This window comes from Kribbella sp. NPDC051587 (assembly GCF_044453945.1).
In the GTDB taxonomy this organism is placed as follows: domain Bacteria; phylum Actinomycetota; class Actinomycetes; order Propionibacteriales; family Kribbellaceae; genus Kribbella.
In genome coordinates this window covers 1-17,957 of record NZ_JBITDE010000011.1, presented here as the reverse complement: position 1 = coordinate 17,957, position 17,957 = coordinate 1, and the positions used below count along the sequence as shown (strand labels likewise).

Sequence of the window (17,957 nt, the reverse complement as noted above, 5' to 3'; positions counted from 1 at the left end):
ACGGACGGGTGGTGGTTCGGGCGGGGTGAGGGCCGGGAGCGTGGGAGAGGCCGGGGGAGTGCCGAGATCGCCGACCACTACCCGTTCTCCGGTACGGCGGGGCCGCGCAATGGGGGTTGTACAAGAGGTCTTGAGTAATCGCTGGGCGGTACGACGCGTTGGTGGGGAAGGCGTGGAGCGCAGCTAGTTGTGGGCGAAGGTGGTTTTGGGGCGGGCGAAGGTGATGGAGGCGGCGGCTATGAGGGCGCAGGCGACGCCGACGGCTACTGGGACCCAGTAGGCGTCGGAGGGGCCCCAGACGTCGACTGCGTGGCCGGCGGCGGCGTTGCCGGGGGCTACGCCGAGGAGGATGCCGGTCACGGTCCAGGTGATCGCCTCGGTGAGGCGCTCGGGTGGGACCCACTCCTCGACGCAGGCGGTGACCGCGACCATGGTCGGGGCAATCGTCATGCCGCAGCAGAAGAGAACGACACCGAGCAGCCAGACGCTGTTGACCCAGGGGAGGGGAGCCAGCGTGATGGCGAGCGCGATGGTGCCGATCAGCAGGCGGCGCTCCACGGGGGCGCGCCAGTGCACCGAGCCGTACCAGAGGCCGGCCAGCAGACTGCCGAACGCCCAGACGGCCAGTACGACGCCAGCCATGCTCGCCTGACCCTTGAGCGTGGCGAAGGCGACGGTGATCACCTCAGCGCCACCGAGCGTCGCGCCGAGGCCCAGGCCGATCAGGCTGAGCAGGGCGATCGACACCCACGGCATCGGCGCTTGCTCCTTGCCGTTGGCCTTGCCGCGCCCAGGCGGGTCAGAGCCGCGCAGGAAGGCCAGCCAGAGCCCACCGAGCAGACCGAGTACGCCGGCCGTGGCGAGCCCGGCGTACGGGCTGATCTCGGTCGCGAGGAAGGTGACCACGACTGGACCGATGATGAAGACGACCTCGTCGCCGACCGCCTCGAGCGCGAACGCGGTCTGCAGGGCGCGACCGCGGCCGAGGAGATGCGTCCAGCGGGCGCGGACGAACGAGCCGACCTGCGGACGGGTGCCTCCGGCAACAAACGCCAGCGCGTAGAGCACCCAGGTGGGGGCGCCGGCCTTGACGGCGATCAGCAGTCCGGCCAGACCGACCGTGCAGAGCACCGAGCCGACGATGAGCAGCAGACGCTGGCCGAAGCGATCGACGAGCCGTCCCTGGATCGGACCGGTCAGTGCACCCGCGATGACGGCCACACCGGAGACTGCGCCGGCCAGACCGTACGAGCCGCTCTCGCGGGCGATCAGGATGACGACACCGAGGCCGGTCATCGAGATCGGCATCCGGCCGAGCACCCCGGCACTGAAGAACGCGCCGGCGCCCGGTCGGCGCATCAGGTGCAGGTAAGGCTTCAGCATGGCAGTTGCACCTTAGCGCCTCAACGACTAAGTCCTGACATCGACTCCCGGCCCCGCGCACCACTGTTCCCACCTGGCTGAGAGACTGGATGCATGCCCGTCGGTACCACAGATGCAGCCCCGTACGACGCCGTCCTCCTGCTGTCCTTCGGGGGACCCGAGAAGCCCGAAGACGTACTCCCGTTCCTGCAGAACGTGACCCGGGGCCGGGGGATCCCGGACGAGCGACTGAAGGAAGTCGGCGAGCACTACTACTCGTTCGGCGGCAAGAGTCCGATCAACGACCAGAACCGTGCGCTGCTCGCTGCGTTGCGGGAGTCGTTCGACCAGGCCGGTCTGGAGCTCCCGATCTACTGGGGCAACCGGAACTGGGCGCCGTACCTGAGTGACACGCTGCGCGAGATGGCCGCGGACGGCATCCAGCGCGCGGTGGTGATCGTCACCTCGGCCTACCCGTCGTACTCGGGCTGCCGCCAGTACCGGGAGAACCTCGAGGACGCGGTCCGCGAGGTACCGAACGCGCCACGGCTGGACAAGCTGCGTCACTACGCGAACCACCCCGGGTTCGTCGGCTCGTTCGTCGAGTCGACCGCCGACGCGCTCAGCACGCTCCCAGAGGGCAGTGCGGTCGCCTACGTCACCCACTCGATCCCGAACGCGATGAACGCCACCAGCGGTCCGGACGGCAACGGGTACGTCAGCTGGCACCTGGACGTCGCTGCTGAGATCGACGCCGAGCTGGAGCGCCGTACCGGGCAGACCCGTCGTACCGACCTCGTCTACTGCTCGCGGTCCGGCCCGCCGCAGGTGCCGTGGCTTGAGCCGGACGTGAACGACCACCTGGAGGCCCTGGCGGCTGACGGGGTACCAGGGGTGGCCGTCGTACCGATCGGGTTCGTGAGCGACCACATGGAGGTCATCTACGACCTCGACACCGAGGCCGCCAAGACGGCCGAGAAGCTCGGACTGCCGATGGCCCGGGCCGCTACACCCGGGACCGACGAGCGGTTCGTCACGATGTTGCGCGACCTGGTGGTCGAGCGGGCCGCCGCCGAGCGCGGCGAGCAGCCGGAGCGGCCGTGCGTCGGCAAGCTCGGCCCGGCCTGGGACGACTGCCGGCCCGACTGCTGCCCTGCCCTGCGCCGACCTGCAAAGGAATCTGCATGAACCCCCAAGACCTGCTCAAGCTCGCTGTGACGGTCGCCGAGGAAGCGGCGGCGCTGATCGTCGAGCGGCGCCGGGGGACCATCACGGTCGCCGCCACCAAGAGCACCATCACCGACGTGGTCACCGCGGTCGACCGGGAGTCCGAGGAGCTGATCCGGGCCCGCGTGCTGCAGGCCCGGCCGGACGACTCGTTCCTCGGCGAGGAGGGTGACGACGTGGTCGGCACCAGCGGGGTGCGCTGGGTGGTCGACCCGATCGACGGCACGGTCAACTACCTCTACGACCACCCGACGTACGCCGTCTCCATCGCGGTCGAGGTCGACGGTACGACGGTCGCCGGGGTGGTCGTGGACGCGCCGAAGGGCGAGGTCTTCACGGCGACGCTCGGCGGTGGCGCGTTCCTCGACGGCAAGCCGATCCAGGCCTCGGACTGCTCCGAGCTGTCCCGGGCCCTGGTCGGTACCGGCTTCGGCTACGACCCGGTACGGCGGCAGGTCCAGGCCGAGGTGGTCGCCCACCTGATCGCGAAGGTCCGCGACATCCGCCGGATCGGCGTCGGCGCGATCGACCTCTGCTACGTCGCCTGCGGCCGGCTGGACGCGGTCTACGAGCGCGGCCTGAACCCGTGGGACTACGGCGCCGGCGCGCTGATCGCGGCCGAGGCCGGCGCGAAGGTCGGCGGCCTGCACGGGGAGCCGGTGTCGCCCGAGATGTCGATCGCGGCCGCTCCGGAGCTGTTCGGCCCGTTCCACGACCTGCTGGCCGAAGCGAACCCACTGCGCGCCTAGTTGCAGTTGAGTGATCGTTTCTGCTCGAAACGCGCAGTAATGAGCATTCTATTGTTCGGTCCTGACAATTGTTGCGACACGCGGGTCACAAGTTGGACCCCGGCGCGCGCGAAGGGCCCTCGATAGGGCACAATCCCGTCCTCGGGAGCGGAATGTTGCCGCTCCCGGCCTGGCTGTCAAGGGTTTCGGGGGACGAAACGTTCGGCGCGGTGCTTCAGCGCGGAATTTCTCGGCCACTCCACCCGTTCAAGGGCTCAGCAAGGCAACACCACGGGTACGAAGAGGGCAGGGAACACCATGGCGACTGATTACGACGCCCCGCGCAAGACGGACGAGGACGCTTCCGAAGAGTCGATCGAGGAACTGAAGACTCGCCGTCACGACAAGAACTCCGGCAAGGTCGACGAGGACGAGGCGGAGGCGGCCGAGAGCTTCGAGCTGCCCGGTGCCGACCTGAGTCACGAGGAACTGGCAGTGCGGGTGCTGCCACGCCAGGCCGACGAGTTCACGTGTTCGAGCTGCTTCCTGGTGCACCACCGCAGCCAGCTTGCAGAGACGAAGGGAACGCAGCTGATCTGCCGCGACTGCGTCTGATCGAGCGCCCTCTCTTCGTCAGTAGACGACTACGGGACCTTTCCCGGATGGGAAAGGTCCCGTAGTCGTGTCTGAAACAGCGCTGCCGAATCAGTCCTTGGCGATGCTCTTGACCAGCCCGCTCGGGACGGTGGCGTCCTGCTCCCAGCCGGGCGGGGCGTGGCCGGTGGACTTCAGGTAGTACGACGCTGCCTGGCGCTCGGCGAACACCGTCGCCACCGCGGTGGCCGCCGCACTGGCGGCTGCCCAGGCGGCGACTTCGAGGTACCCGCCCTGGCCCTTCTTCGGCGGCTTACCGCCCGAGCCGAGCTTCCAAGCGGTGCTGACCGCCTTGCTGGCGGCTAAACCGACTGCGATCGAGAAGGCGGCCTGCACCAGCTTCCAACCGATCTTGGCTCCGACCACGACATGCCCTCCTAGCGAATTGCCTGACAGTCAGGATCTTGTCACGCTGTGCCCGCTCAGAGCTGCTGCCAACCGTTCGGGGTGCCGCGTGGCGAGCACCCAGTACGGCGTGGGGTCGCTCGGATCGTTGATCGCGACCCGGACCGCCCCAGGGGCGTAGCTACGCAGCAGCAGGTAGGCCTTGGGGTCGCAGTCGCGGCCGAAGGCGTTCCGGGCCGCCTCACCGGTCAGAGCCTCGGCAGCGCCCAGGTGAGCGCGTTCGATGACGGCTCTGCCGGCACGAAGGCGTTCGGCATCCACCTCGACCCGCGCGGCGCCGTACCGGAGCAGGAGCGTCAGCAGCACGGCCACTGCGACGGCGGCGACGATCAGTCCGGCCAGCAGGCTGACCGGGACGGCCGTGATGGCGAACAGCGTCACCACGGCAGCGGCGGAGATGATCCACCAGGACACCGGCACGCTCAGTCTTTCGCGGTAAACACCCACAAGCCCAGCCTGGCATGCGACGTCTCGGAGCGCGTCGGTAGGGTCGCCTCTCGTGACCGAGGTTCTCATCCAGCGACTCGACCCTGACCTGCCGATCCCGGCGTACGCACATCCCGGCGACGCCGGTGCGGACCTGGTGGCGGTGGCCGACATCACCCTGAAGCCCGGCGAACGCGGCCTGGTCGGTACGGGCATCGCGATCGCTCTGCAGGACGGGTACGTCGCCCTCGTGCACCCGCGGTCCGGACTGGCCGCTAAACACGGGGTGTCGATCGTGAACGCACCGGGCACCGTGGATGCGGGCTACCGGGGCGAGATCAAGGTCTGCCTGATCAATCTCGACCCGCACACCGAGGTGACGCTGAAGCGGGGCGACCGGATCGCGCAGCTGGTGATCCAGCAGGTCGAGAAGGCCAGGTTCGTCGAGGTCACCACGCTGCCGGGCTCCGATCGCGGCGAGGGTGGCCACGGCTCGACCGGCGGCTTCGGGAATGTGACACGCTGATCAGGTGCGACGGGTGACACCACTGATGCGGGAGACTACCGCCGCCGTACCAATCGATTCAGGAAGTAGGCAAGAGCTGTGATCTTCCGCCGGAAGAGCAAGAACGAAGACCTCGAGAACGAGACCGGCGACGAGGCGGCCACCGGTACGGCGGAGCCCCGGGCCGAGGGTCCGTTCGACTCGTCCGAGGTGGACCCCGAGCTGCTCGAGGCCGACGACCGGATCGACCTCGGCGCCCTCGTGATCAGCGGCCTGCCGGGCATGGAGCTGCGGCTGCAGGTCGACGAGCAGTCCGGTGCGGTGCAGGCGATCCTGCTGGTGGTCGAGGAGTCGGCGCTGGAGCTGCGCGCCTTCGCCGCACCGAAGCGGAGCGGCATCTGGGACGAGGTCCGGCAGGAGATCGCCGGCGAGGCGACCCGGATGGGCGGTACCGCCACCGAGACCGAGACCGGGTTCGGCACCGAGCTGGTGCTGGTCGTGCCGGTCGAGGACCCCGACGGCAAGATCTACAGCCAGACCTCCCGGGTGGTCGGCATCGACGGCCCGCGCTGGCTGCTGCGCGCCACCATCCTCGGCCGCGCCGCGGTCGACCCCGAGGTCGCGCCGCCGCTCGAGCAGACGCTGCGCGAGGTGATCGTCGTCCGCGGCGACGAGCCGATGGCCGTGCGTGAGTCCCTGCCGCTGCGTCTCCCGCCGGGCGCGGAGCCCGTCGGTGGCGAAGCCGAGCAGGCGTAGCCGGACTACAATCAGAGTCATGGGTAGCGAGAAACCCGCGGGCCTGTTCCGGCGGGCCTTCCGTGGGCTGGCCGGGGACCGGGACCAGCAGGACGCAGAGGTCCTTCAGGACTACGCGCACGACTGTGGCGCGCGGTCGATCACCGGCTGCCGCGACCGCGAGGTCGTGACGCTGTACGGCACGTTGCGGACGATCACGTTCAGCCCGCGCGGCGGCGTACCGGCCTTGGAGGGTGAGTTGTACGACGGCACCGGCACGGTGAAGCTGGTCTGGCTGGGCCGGCGCAAGATCGCCGGCATCCACCCGGGCTCGGAGCTGACCGCTTCCGGCCGGATCGGGGTCGTCGACGGCGACCGGGTGATGTTCAACCCGCGCTACGAGCTCCGGCCGACGGCTGCGCATGGCTGAGACCGCGGTCACTCCGCCCAAGAGCAACACCCAGCAGGTCCTCGGCTGGATCGGCACCCTGGTCGACATCGGGCTGCCGTGGATCGCGTTCACCGTGGTCTACGCGTTCAGCGACCACGACCTGAAGCTGGCGCTGATCGTCGCGATCTCGGCGGCGGCCGTGGTCGGCGTGTTCCGGCTGGTCCGCAAGCAGCCGATCGCGAACGTGATCGGTGGCTTCTTCGGCGTCGGCATCTCGGCCTTCACCGCGTCCCGCACCGGCCAGGCCGAGGACGTCTTCCTGCCCGGCATCATCCTGAACTCGTGCTTCTTCGTGGGCTACGCGATCACGCTGATCACGCGGTACCCGCTGTTCGGTCTCCTGTACGGCGCGATCACGCAGACCTGGCTGGCCTGGCGCCAGGACGAGGTGCTGTTCCGCGCGCTGAACCGGGTCACGATGGTGTTCACCGCGCAGGTCGGGATCCGGCTCGCGATCATGGTGCCGCTGTACCTGACCGACAGTGTGAACGCGCTCGGGATCGCCAAGATCGCGCTCGGACTGCCGTTCTACGCGGTCACGCTCTGGGCCGCGTACGCCGTACTGCGGGGCTCGATGCCCGACGACAAGTGGGACGAGGTCAAGGAGAACTTCACCCACCTGCTGAAGGGCACCCAGCCGCCTCCGCCCGCGCCGGCCGACGACGATGTCGAGGACAAGGCCGAGGCCAAGAAGGAAGAGCCCGCTCGCGAAAGCTGAGCGGGCCCTCCGGGGTGTTGCGTAGCTAGCTGTTGCCGTTGTTGCGGCGGTGGTGCGGGGAGAGCATGTCCTCGAGCTGCTCCTCGGTCTCGTCGGCCGCGACGAACAGGAGTTCGTCGTTGAGCTCCAGGGTGCCGTCGGGCTCGGGCCGCAGCACGCGTCCCTCGCGCAGGATGCACACCAGGGCGGTGTCCAGCGGCCAGTCGATGTCGCCGACCCGCAGGCCGATCATCGGGGAGTCCTCGGGCAGCGTGAGCTCGACCAGGTTGGCGTCGCCCTGACGGAAGGTGAACAGGCGGACCAGGTCGCCGACCGAGACCGCCTCCTCGACCAGCGCGGACATGATCCGCGGGGTCGACACCGAGACGTCCACACCCCAGGCCTCGTTGAACATCCACTCGTTGCGCGGGTGGTTGACCCGGGCAACGGTTCGCGGGACGCCGAACTCGGTCTTGGCCAGCAGCGAGACGACCAGGTTGACCTTGTCGTCACCGGTGCTGGCGATCGCCACCTGGCAGCGCTGCAGGGCGGCCTCCTCCAGTGAGGAGAGTTCGCAGGCGTCGGCCAGCAGCCACTCGGCGCGCGGCACCGACTCGGCCTTGATCGCGCGCGGGTCCTTGTCGATCAGCAGGACCTCGTGGCCGTTGTCCAGCAGTTCGCTGGCGATCGACCGGCCGACCTGGCCGGCCCCGGCGATGGCTACCCGCATCACAGCTCCTCAGGCTTGGTGCCGAGCTGGGACTCGATCGCGGCGGCGTCCCGCTCCAGCATCACGACGTGGACCAGGTCGCCCTCCTGGATGACCGTGTCGGCCTTGGGCAGGAAGCCCTCGCCGAGCCGGGTCAGGAACGCGACCCGGGCCCCGGTGGCCTTCTCGATGTCCAGGGCGAGCCGGCCGACCCACTCCTTGTGCACGTGCACCTCGGCCAGCCGGATGGTGGCCGAGGGGTCGCGCCACTCCGGCTCGGAGCCCTCGGGCAGCAAGCGACGGATCATCTGGTCGACGGTCCAGCGGACGGTGCCGACCGTGGGGATACCGAGCCGCTGGTAGACCTCGGCCCGGCCCGGGTCGTAGATCCGCGCCACGACGTTGCCGATCCCGAAGTTCTCCCGGGCGACACGCGCGGCCAGGATGTTGGAGTTGTCGCCGTTGGAGACCGCGGCGAACGCCTCGGCCCCCTCGATCCCGGCCTCGATCAGCACCTCGCGGTCGAAGCCCATCCCGGTCACCGTGCGACCGGTGAAGTTCGGGCTCAACCGGCGGAACGAGTCCGCGGACTGGTCGATGATCGCGACCGTGTGGCCACGTTTCTCCAGGGTTCGTGCCAGCGTCGACCCGACGCGGCCGCAGCCCATGATGACGACGTGCACTCGCTGATCACTCCTTGCCCCAACAGGGCACACTGGTCGGTTCGGCAGGGCTAGACGCTACAGGAGTACCAGGCTCCCTCTAACATCTCCCGTGTGACTCCCGCTCTCGGCGATATCGGTAAACGGCTGCTGCTCGGTCGCAAACTGCGCAGCACCCAGCTGGGTGAGACGCTTTTGCCCAAGCGGCTCGCCCTTCCGGTGTTCGCCAGTGACGCTCTGTCCTCGGTCGCCTACGCACCTGACGAGATCTTCCTGACCCTGTCCATCAGCGGTCTGGCCGCCTACAGCTTCTCCTGGAAGATCGGCCTGCTGGTCGCGTTCGTGATGCTCGTCGTGGTCGCGTCGTACCGGCAGAACGTGCACGCCTATCCCTCCGGTGGTGGCGACTACGAGGTCGCCACGGTCAACATCGGCCCGACGGCCGGCCTGACCGTGGCCAGCGCGCTGATGGTCGACTACGTGCTCACGGTGGCCGTGTCGATCTCGTCCGGGGTGCAGAACGCGAAGTCCGCGCTCCCGTTCCTGGCCGGTCACGAGGTGCCGCTCGGTGTCGGCCTGGTGCTGCTGCTCACCGCGATGAACCTGCGTGGTGTCCGCGAGTCCGGCGCGTTCTTCGCGATCCCGACGTACATCTTCATGGCCGCCGTCATCGGGATGGCGTTGTGGGGCGTCATCCGGTACGCCGTCGGTGGCCTGCCGATGGCGGAGAGCTCGGGCTTCCAGGTCCGGCCCGAACCCGGTCACGAGGTGTTCAACGGGCTCGCTGCGGTCTTCCTGCTGGCCCGGGCGTTCTCGTCCGGGTGTGCGGCCCTGACCGGGGTCGAGGCGATCAGCAACGGCGTACCGGCGTTCCGGAAGCCGAAGAGCAAGAACGCGGCGACCACGCTGCTGCTGCTCGGCACGATCGCCGTCACGATGCTGATGAGCATCCTGTTCCTGGCCGACAAGATCCGGCTGCGGTTCGCCGAGGACCCGGCGACCCAGTTGCTGGGACCCGACGGCCGGCCGGTCGGCCCGGGCTACGCCCAGAAGACGGTGATCGCGCAGATCGCCGACTCGGTCTTCTCGAACTTCCCGCCCGGGTTCTACCTGGTGATCGGCGCGACCATGCTGATCCTGGTGCTGGCCGCGAACACCGCGTTCAACGGCTTCCCGGTGCTCGGCTCGATCCTGGCCCGCGACGGCTACCTGCCGCGGCAGCTGCACACCCGCGGCGACCGGCTCGCCTACAGCAACGGGATCGTGCTGCTGGCGCTCTGCGCGATCGGCCTGATCATCGCGTTCGACGCCGAGGTCACCAAGCTGATCCAGCTCTACATCGTCGGGGTGTTCGTCAGCTTCACGCTCAGCCAGTTCGGCATGATCCGGCACTGGACGCGGCACCTGAAGAGCGAGACCGACGGCGGCAAGCGGCGCCAGATGATGCGGTCACGGGTGATCAACACGGTCGGCCTGACGATGACCGGCATCGTGCTGGTGATCGTGCTGCTGACCAAGTTCACCCACGGGGCCTACATCGCGATCATCGCGATGGCCGCGCTGTTCCTGCTGATGAAGGGCATCCACCGCCACTACGACACGGTCGGTAGGCAGACGGCCGTGGACGGTGACGAGACGCTGATGCTGCCGTCGCGGGTGCACGCCATCGTGCTGGTCTCCAAGCTGCACAAGCCGACGCTGCGGGCGCTGGCCTTCGCCAAGGCGGCCCGGCCGTACACGGTCGAGGCGGTCACGGTGGACGTCGACCGGGACGAGTCCGACATCCTCCAGGCCGAGTGGGACCGGATGGGGATCCCGATCCCGCTCAAGCGCCTGGCGTCGCCGTACCGGGAGATCACCCGGCCGATCCTGCAGTACGTGCGGGACATCCGGCGGCAGTCGCCGCGGGACGTGGTGATGGTCTACATCCCCGAATACGTGGTCGGGCACTGGTGGGAACACGTGCTGCACAACCAGAGCGCACTGCGGCTCAAGGGCCGGCTCTTGTTCACACCTGGTGTGATGGTTACGTCCGTTCCCTACCAGCTGATCTCGTCGCAGGCAGCGGAGGAACGGCAGGACCGGGAGGAACGAGTGGCCGGACAGGTACGTCGAGGGCCCCGTAAGGCGTCAGGAGATCGGTGACAGACGAGAACATCGTCGGGACGGTAGTAGAGCTGGAAGTGGGACCAGTGGCGCACGGTGGCCACTGTGTGGCCCGGCACGAGGGCCAGGTCGTCTTCGTCCGGCACGCGCTGCCAGGTGAGCTCGTGCACGCCCGCATCACCGAGCAGACCGCGAAGTACCTGCGGGCCGACGCCGTACAGGTGCTGACACCGTCACCGCAACGGATCGAGCCACCGTGCCCGTACGCCGGCCCTGGGCTGTGCGGCGGGTGCGACTTCCAGCACGCCAACATCGTCGAGCAGCGCCGGCTGAAGGCGACCGTCGTCTCCGACACGCTGCGGCGGATCGGCGGGATCGAGCGGACCGTGGTGATGGAGTCACCGGGGGACGACGGTCTGGGCTGGCGGACGCGACAGCGGTACGCCGTGGTCGACGGGCGGCCGGGGATGCGTGCACACCGCTCCCACGACCTGATCCCGATCGACAAGTGTCTGATCGCTCACCCGGACACTCCGGATGTGCTGGCGCAGCGCTGGCCGGGAGTGTCGTCCGTACAGGCTGTTGTGTCGTCTGAGGGCAAGACCGCGGTGGTCACGGACTCTGCGCCCGCTGGCCGGGTTGTGGAGGTCGTGCGGAACCGGCGGTTCCGGGTGGAGGCCGGTGGGTTCTGGCAGGTGCACCCGGCTGCTCCGGAGACGCTGGTGGACGCTGTGATGAGCGGACTCGAGCCTGCGGCGGGTGAGTCGGCTCTCGACCTGTACTCAGGCGTGGGGCTGTTTGCGGCGTTCCTGGCCGAGGCTGGATGCACTGTGCTCGCGGTGGAGGGCGACAAGGACGCGGTGAAGAACGCGCGCCGCAACCTGCACGACCTGCCGACCGTGACGCTGGAGTCCGGTGACGTCGACCGCGTGCTGAACGTGGCTGCAGGTCAGGGGCTCGAGCACGTCGACCTCGTGGTGCTGGATCCGCCCCGGACGGGTGCCGGGAAGGACGTCGTACGGCGGATTGCGGCGCTGACGCCTCGGCGGATCGCGTATGTGGCGTGTGACCCGGCGGCGCTGGCGCGGGACCTGAAGACGTTCGGGCGGCTCGGGTACGGGATCGCGTCGCTGCGGGCGTTCGACCTGTTCGGGATGACACACCACATCGAATGCGTCGCCGTTTTGCAGCCTGTGGACAGCTGAGTGGTGGGCATTCAGGTCTCGGGGTAGCGTTCTGGCTCTGGATTCCAATGCGCTGGAGACCTGAATGCCGCTCGTTGATCTCGACGACCCGGAGGAGTTGCGCGCTCGCTGGAGTGCGCTGGCCGCCGTGTCCCACGCCACCGGTTTCGACCGCCGGTGGTATGCGGACGTCGACGGGTACTACCACCAGGACGAGACCGGCTCCATCCTGCGCCTCCAGCGCCCCGGCGACGGCCGGGCCGTCCTGTTCGGCTATCAGACCCAGCACAGCCAGACCGCCGGCTCCGACCTGCTGGCCGGCTCACCCGAGTGGATCGGCTCACCCGAGGTGCGGCAGCGGCTCGCGGCGGGGGAGCTGGGCTTCGTCTACGGCGCCTTCAACGGGACGTGGGCGCGCGCGGCGTACGACGGTGACCCGTGGGAACCCATACCCGACGGCTTCCTGCAGATCGGCGGCTGGATCACCTCCGAGGAGGACTCCGCCCGCGAAATGATCGAGTGGGTCGCCGAGTGGGCGGACTACCTCGGCGGGCTCGACGAGCTGCTCCCGCACGGCGTGGCGCTGATCCGCGCCGGGGGAGCGATCACGGTCGAGGCGCTCGCGGCGTTCTTCGCGCCGTTCAACATCAACCCGCGGTCGCCGATGCAGCCGGACCTGCCCGCGGGCGCTGCGGCCGCGGCGATGTTCAGCGACCGTGTTGCGGTCCCGGAAAAGTTTGCGCCGGAGCCTGACGCGCCTAGGGGTTCGGTCGTTGAGCCTGTCGTGACTGGAACACCCGACGGCCGGCCGGCGGCCGACGAAGAGGAATCCTTCGTCGTCCCCCCTGGAATCAGCCCGTTCACCGGCCAGCCGATCGCCACCGACACCGGTGGTACGCCGATCGTCGCCGACCAGCCCGCGTCGTACCAGCAGGTCCCGTTCGGTCGCGACGAGGCGCCGAAGCAGGACGAGTACGGCGTCGTCGGCAAGAAGCAGGGCTGGCTCCGCCGCCGCAAGCAAGACGAAGCCCCTGCCGCGCCTCGCGCTGCTGCCCCCGCTCCCGGCTCGTACGTGCCTACGGACGTCCCCGACAACGGCCTCCCGTACAACCGCCTGCCCTCCTCAGAACCCCCACGCGTAGGCGACGGCCGCCACGAAGGCGACGACTTCTTCAACAGCCTCTTCGCCGACGCCCCCGCCGCAGCAACCCCCGACCAGGACTTCGAAACCGCCGAACAACCCGCCTGGTCCGACCCCGAAGCCACCAACCAGTACAACCCCTTCCAAGACACCACCAACGCCCCCACCGCCCCGGCCCCCGAAGACACGGACGCCACAGCCGCAAACGCCTTCGCCCCCATCCCCGCCGAGCCCCCCTTCGCCCCGGACGCGAGGGCCGGGCAGTCGCCCTCAGACGAGCGAGCCCGCGCCGCCCAGTCATCCTTCGCCCCAGAGGCGAGGGGCGGGCAGTCGCCGTCGGACGAGCGAGCGCGCGCTGAGCAGTCGCCCTTTGCGCCATCTGACCCAGACGCCGCGAACGCCTCCGCCCCGATCTCCGCTGAGCGCCCAGGCCAGTCGCCCTTCGCCCCGGACGCGAGGGGCGGGCAGTCGCCGTCGGACGAGCGAGCGCGCGCCGAGCAGTCGCCCTTCGCCCCAGCCCCGTCTGACCAGACGGAACGCGCCGACCAGTCTCCGTTCGCGCCTGCTGACCCCGATGCGACGGCAGTGGGTGCCTTTGCACCGATTGCCGAGGAACCCCCGTCACAATCGCCCTTCGCCCCGGCCCCCTTCAACGAGACTGAGCGCGCCGACCAATCGCCACGCCCCCCGGAAACGCGAGGTGGGTCGTCACCGTTCGCCCCGGCTCAGGGTGCGCGGACGCCGTTGGGTGCGTTGCCGTCAGACCCAGACGCAACTGCGGCCTACACACCCTTCGCGCCGCTGCCGGAACAACCTGCTGCGCGTTCCGAACACGACCCGCGTGCCGAGCAGTCGCCGTTCGCGGCGACGCCTGATGCAGCAGACGCGACCGCTGCCTACTCGCCGTTCGCGCCTGCACCGTCCGAGCACGAGGCACCGGCCAACTCGCCGTTCGCTCCGAACGCCCAGCCCCAATCGGAGGACACCTGGGACGGACCCGCCTGGATCAACGGCGAGTGGGTCGAGTCCCGACCGGCCCGGAACGCCTCCGACGCCCCAGCACCAGACCGCGGCGCCACGGACTCGGCCTCCACACCCACCGAAGCCGACCACCCGAGTGCTCCGGCCCCCGACCACCCCAGCCAGCCGGCTCCCGAACCCGCGCCGGCCGAGTTCGGCGACGACGAAGCGCCCACCGCCGAGATCGCCGCCGTTCCCGCCTCCTTCACCGGCCCCTCGCCCTTCGCCCCGCCCGCAGACGAGTCCGACCAGGCAGACCCAACCCCGTCCGCGCCGAGCGCCGACGGCCGTCCGGACGCCCAGCCAAGCCCGTTCGCACCGAACGCTGGCGAGTCTGCCGAGGCAAACCAGGCTCCCCCCACCCCGTTCGCCTCGGGTCCTGACGGCCACGCCGATGCCTCGGAAAGCCCGTTCGCGCCGTCAGGCGAGGTCGCTGAGCGTGCTGATCGCGACCTCGCGGCTGGTAGTCCGTTCGCGCCGCAGTCGACGGATGACGGGACGGCGCGTAGTCCGTTCGCGCCGAATGCAGCCGAGTCCGCCGAGGCAGGCCAGGCGCCGGGCGCCCCGTTCGCGCCAGGCCGCGACGGGCGTGCAGATGCCTCGCCAAGCCCGTTCGCGCCGAGCGTAGGCGAGTCCGCCGAGTCAGAGCAGGCGTCGGCCACCCCATTTGCCCCGAGTCGTGACGGGCACGCCGATGCCTCGCCAAGCCGGTTCGGGCCGTCGGGGGACGCCGCTCAGGGTGCTGATCGCGACCTCGCGGCTGGTAGTCCGTTTGCGCCGCAGGTGACGGATGACGGGGCGGCGGGGAGTCCGTTCGCGCCGGGCTCGGTCGACCAGGACGACGTACTGGATGACGAGACCGCGGAGATCCCCGCGATCATCGAACCCTCGACCGGCGAGCACCCTCAAGCTCAGGTCGACCCTCACCCCCAGCCGCAGCCGTGGCCCCAGCCTGGGCCTCAGCCGAGTCCCTGGCCGCAGCCCACGGACCCGTACCCCGCCCCGACCCCTCACCCGTCGCCGGACCCGTACCCCGCGCCGGGCCCCGACCCGTACCCGCGCCCAGAGCCGACGCCCACCCCGGACCCGACGCCGCGTCCAGCGCCCACGCCCCATCCGGAGCCCACGCCGTTCCCGGGACCTGAGCCCGACCCGCGTCCGTCGCCGTACCCGACTCCTGAGCCGGACCCGTCGCCGTTCCCCGGACCTGAGCCCGACCCGCGTCCGTCGCCGTACCCGACTCCCGAACCGGACCCATCGCCCTTCCCGGGACCTGAGCCGGATCCGCGTCCGTCGCCGTACCCGCATCCCGGGCCGTCGCCGGAGCCGACGCCTGTACCGCAGCCTGAGCCCGTGCCCGGGCCGTATCCGGCGCCGGAGCCCGAGCCTGCGCCGCAACCGGAGCCCGTACCCCCGGCCGATCCCGAGCCTGCGCCCGAACCGGAACCGGTACCTCAGCCAGAGCCTGGCCCCGCACCGGACCCGACGCCGCCCGCTGGCGACCCGTCCCCGTGGCCGGACGCCGAGCCGAGCCAGCCCGCCCCGCAGGTCAGCGAGCTTGGAGACGACGAGCCGACTGGCGTCATCCCAGCTGTCGACGCCAACCTGGCCACTGACGAGCAGGCCGCCGACCAAGAGCACCCGTGGCAGCCCACCGGCGCCTCGGACGCGCTGACCCGCAACCAGAACCCCACCCAGGCAGCCGACACCCGCGCCGAGCCCGCCGCTCCTCAAACGCAGCACCGCGAGTCGGCCGACCGCTCCCAGTACGAGGCGTCCGGCAACCGCGCCCAGTACGACGAGGCGTCCGGTGGGAGCCAGTACGCCGAGGCGTCCGGTGGGAGCCAGTACGGCGAGGTGGAGGCGCGTGCTCATGGCAACGACTCCGAGGACCCGCAGTACGACGTGGAGCCGCGTGAGGAGTTCTCAGCGGCTCAGGGTGAGGAGTGGCCTGAGGACGCGGATGAGCCGACTGGGGTGATCCCTGCGGTCTTCGGGGACGAGGACCAGGCGGTTGACGATCAGCAGTCGGCGTACGCCGAGCAGGTGGGTGATCCGGCCAACGGCTCGCACCAGGCCCAGCCGGCTCACGAGGCGGCGCCGTACGACCAGCACGAGGCAACGCAGCACCAAGCAAACGAGGCAACGCCATATGAGTCTGACGAGGGAGCCGCGTACGGCGAGCGTCCGTCGTCACCCACGTATGACGAGCGGCAGGATGTCACGCCGTACGGCGAGCAGCGTCCAGCCGCCGCGCTGCCCGCACCCGGTGCGATGTCGATCCCGGGTCTCGGCCTCGTCGGCGCGGACGGTCCCGGCGTCGAGCTCATACCGGGCTCCCTCGAGGAGGCGATGCGCGCCGAGGCCGAGCGGGTCCGCCCCCGGCCGGCCGACTCGGCCGCCTTCGACGCACTTCACGCCTGGTGCCGCGCCCGCACCGCGATCGTCCCCTCGGGATTCACGATCCAGGTCCAGGTGCTCGACCCCGAAGCACCGTCGTACCGGTTCGACCTCGAGCCCCCGAACGTCGAGGACCCCGAGTTCGCGGCAGACAAGCTCAGTGGACTCCTCGGCGACCTTTGGCTTACCGAGGCGCAGGGGGAGCACGGCGGTTGGTTGTTCGCGCGCCTCGACGCGGCCGGTCGGACTCTGCGGATCGACCGTTGGTACGACCAGGTGCCCGAGTGGTGGGACGCCCCGGTCGAGACCCGACTGGACGTCGGCAACCTGGCTCGCCGGCTGACGAGCCGTGATCCCGCCTGGCAACCGTCGTACGTGCAGAAGTTGTATACCAACGCGAGATAGCGTGTCCGCATGCTTCTCAGGATCTTCACCGAACCCCAGCAAGGCGCCACGTACGACGAGATCCTCGCCGTCGCGCGCAAGACCGAGGAGAACGGTTTCGACGCGTTCTTCCGCTCCGACCACTACCTCGTGATGGGCGACGGCGACGGGCTCCCGGGCCCGACCGACGCCTGGATCACGCTCGCCGGCCTGGCTCGCGAGACCCAGCGGATCAAGCTCGGCACCCTGGTCAGCCCGGTCACCTTCCGGCACCCGGGCGTCCTCGCGATCAGCGTCGCCCAGGTCGACCAGATGAGCGGCGGCCGCGCGGAGCTCGGGCTGGGGGCTGGCTGGTTCGAGGCGGAGCACGCGGCGTACGGGCTGGAGTTCCCGGACACGCCCGGCCGGTTCGACCTGCTGGAGGAGCAGCTCGAGGTGATCACCGGGCTGTGGGACACGCCGGTGGGGGAGAAGTACGAGTTCAGCGGCGAGCACTACCAGCTCAAGAACTCCCCGGCGCTGCCGAAGCCGGTCCAGCAGCCGCACCCGCCGATCATCATCGGCGGCGCAGGCAAGAAGCGCACGCCGGAGCTCACCGCGAAGTACGCCACCGAGTTCAACGCGGGCTTCAAGACGATCGAGGACACGAAGGTGTTGTTCGAGCGCGCCCAGGCAGCCTGTACGGCGATCGGCCGGGCCGCCGACTCGCTCGTGCTCTCGGCCGCGCACCGCGTGGTGGTCGGCAAGGACGACGTCGAGGTGAAGCGCCGCGCCGAGGCGGTCGGCTGGAGCCTGGACGAGCTGAAGGCACACGGCGTCGGCGGTACGCCGGACCAGGTGGTCGACCAGCTCGGCCGCTTCGCCGAGCTCGGCAGCCGGCACTTCTACCTGCAGATCATGGACCTCGCCGACCTCGACCACCTCGACCTGATCGCGTCCGAGGTCCTGCCGCAGGTCTCCTGACCCGCGCATCGCCACGCCGAGTGGAGCCGGTGAACCCCGGCTTCGGCCAACAGCAATTTGAACGGATAACCCCTGAATTTGCCGGTTCTCTGCCCGAAATTTCGGCTCTTGTGACGTATGTGTGGGTGTTGTTGCGTGCCTGAATGAGCACACGCCGTTCTCTGCCTAGGTTTCTGAGCTGTCGAGGAACAGGAACCA

At 69.7% G+C, this 17,957-nt stretch carries 16 protein-coding genes; 11 read left to right on the top strand and 5 right to left on the bottom strand.

The annotated features are described in order from the left end of the window. Positions 1-183: 183 nt before the first annotated feature. Positions 184-1,383: an MFS transporter gene (locus tag ACIA49_RS31020; protein WP_396381248.1), complete on the bottom strand. Its 1,200-nt coding sequence runs from the start codon at positions 1,381-1,383 to the stop codon at positions 184-186. 93 nt (positions 1,384-1,476) lie between these two features. On the opposite strand from ACIA49_RS31020, the gene ACIA49_RS31015 reads away from it, so the two are divergent. The 3 genes from ACIA49_RS31015 (at position 1,477) to ACIA49_RS31005 (ending at position 3,932) form a co-directional block, all read left to right on the top strand. After that, the gene (locus tag ACIA49_RS31015; RefSeq protein WP_396381246.1) at positions 1,477-2,550 is read left to right on the top strand and encodes a ferrochelatase; all 1,074 of its coding nucleotides are present in this window, start codon (positions 1,477-1,479) and stop codon (positions 2,548-2,550) included. Then, positions 2,547-3,338, top strand: coding sequence for an inositol monophosphatase family protein (locus ACIA49_RS31010; protein ID WP_396381244.1), 792 nt, complete (start codon positions 2,547-2,549; stop codon positions 3,336-3,338). Before ACIA49_RS31015 ends, ACIA49_RS31010 begins: the two co-directional genes overlap by 4 nt. Positions 3,339-3,635: 297 nt before the next feature. Beyond that, positions 3,636-3,932 carry a DUF4193 domain-containing protein gene (locus tag ACIA49_RS31005; RefSeq protein ID WP_391541702.1) on the top strand — a complete coding sequence of 99 codons (297 nt, stop codon included), beginning with the start codon at positions 3,636-3,638 and terminating at the stop codon, positions 3,930-3,932. Positions 3,933-4,022: 90 nt separating this feature from the next. Here ACIA49_RS31005 and ACIA49_RS31000 read toward each other — a convergent pair whose 3' ends face one another. Both ACIA49_RS31000 and ACIA49_RS30995 read right to left on the bottom strand, forming a co-directional pair. Then, positions 4,023-4,337 (bottom strand): DUF4235 domain-containing protein, encoded by a 315-nt coding sequence (locus ACIA49_RS31000; protein WP_396381243.1) that lies wholly within the window; start codon positions 4,335-4,337, stop codon positions 4,023-4,025. Between the two features lie 30 nt (positions 4,338-4,367). Then, positions 4,368-4,796, bottom strand: coding sequence for a DUF3093 domain-containing protein (locus ACIA49_RS30995; RefSeq protein ID WP_396381242.1), 429 nt, complete (start codon positions 4,794-4,796; stop codon positions 4,368-4,370). 79 nt (positions 4,797-4,875) lie between these two features. Here ACIA49_RS30995 and dut point away from each other — a divergent pair, with 79 nt between their 5' ends. From dut to ACIA49_RS30975, 4 genes are all read left to right on the top strand, one after another. Then, positions 4,876-5,328: a dUTP diphosphatase gene (dut, locus tag ACIA49_RS30990; protein ID WP_396381241.1), complete on the top strand. Its 453-nt coding sequence runs from the start codon at positions 4,876-4,878 to the stop codon at positions 5,326-5,328. A 78-nt stretch (positions 5,329-5,406) separates the two neighbouring features. After that, positions 5,407-6,063, top strand: a complete 657-nt coding sequence (locus ACIA49_RS30985; protein WP_396381240.1) for a DUF3710 domain-containing protein — start codon at positions 5,407-5,409, stop codon at positions 6,061-6,063. A 19-nt stretch (positions 6,064-6,082) separates the two neighbouring features. Continuing rightward, positions 6,083-6,472, top strand: coding sequence for an OB-fold nucleic acid binding domain-containing protein (locus ACIA49_RS30980; RefSeq protein ID WP_391541697.1), 390 nt, complete (start codon positions 6,083-6,085; stop codon positions 6,470-6,472). Further along, on the top strand, positions 6,465-7,211 hold the full coding sequence (locus tag ACIA49_RS30975) for a DUF3159 domain-containing protein (RefSeq protein WP_396381239.1): 747 nt from the start codon (positions 6,465-6,467) through the stop codon (positions 7,209-7,211). Before ACIA49_RS30980 ends, ACIA49_RS30975 begins: the two co-directional genes overlap by 8 nt. A gap of 25 nt (positions 7,212-7,236) precedes the next feature. Here ACIA49_RS30975 and ACIA49_RS30970 read toward each other — a convergent pair whose 3' ends face one another. Together ACIA49_RS30970 and ACIA49_RS30965 are read right to left on the bottom strand one after the other, a co-directional pair. Continuing rightward, on the bottom strand, positions 7,237-7,920 hold the full coding sequence (locus ACIA49_RS30970; RefSeq protein ID WP_396381238.1) for a potassium channel family protein: 684 nt from the start codon (positions 7,918-7,920) through the stop codon (positions 7,237-7,239). Next, complete coding sequence (locus ACIA49_RS30965) at positions 7,920-8,582, bottom strand: potassium channel family protein (protein ID WP_396381236.1); 663 nt, start codon at positions 8,580-8,582, stop codon at positions 7,920-7,922. Before ACIA49_RS30965 ends, ACIA49_RS30970 begins: the two co-directional genes overlap by 1 nt. A gap of 93 nt (positions 8,583-8,675) precedes the next feature. Between ACIA49_RS30965 and ACIA49_RS30960 the strand changes: the two genes are divergently transcribed. The 4 genes from ACIA49_RS30960 (at position 8,676) to ACIA49_RS30945 (ending at position 17,759) form a co-directional block, all read left to right on the top strand. Next, positions 8,676-10,706, top strand: a complete 2,031-nt coding sequence (locus tag ACIA49_RS30960) for an APC family permease (protein WP_396381235.1) — start codon at positions 8,676-8,678, stop codon at positions 10,704-10,706. Beyond that, positions 10,703-11,872 carry a class I SAM-dependent RNA methyltransferase gene (locus ACIA49_RS30955; RefSeq protein ID WP_396381234.1) on the top strand — a complete coding sequence of 390 codons (1,170 nt, stop codon included), beginning with the start codon at positions 10,703-10,705 and terminating at the stop codon, positions 11,870-11,872. The genes ACIA49_RS30960 and ACIA49_RS30955 overlap by 4 nt, the downstream gene beginning before the upstream one ends. Positions 11,873-11,936: 64 nt before the next feature. Then, positions 11,937-16,817, top strand: a complete 4,881-nt coding sequence (locus tag ACIA49_RS30950; RefSeq protein ID WP_396381233.1) for a hypothetical protein — start codon at positions 11,937-11,939, stop codon at positions 16,815-16,817. Positions 16,818-16,826: 9 nt separating this feature from the next. After that, complete coding sequence (locus ACIA49_RS30945) at positions 16,827-17,759, top strand: LLM class F420-dependent oxidoreductase (protein ID WP_396381232.1); 933 nt, start codon at positions 16,827-16,829, stop codon at positions 17,757-17,759. The last annotated feature ends 198 nt before the right edge of the window (positions 17,760-17,957 follow it).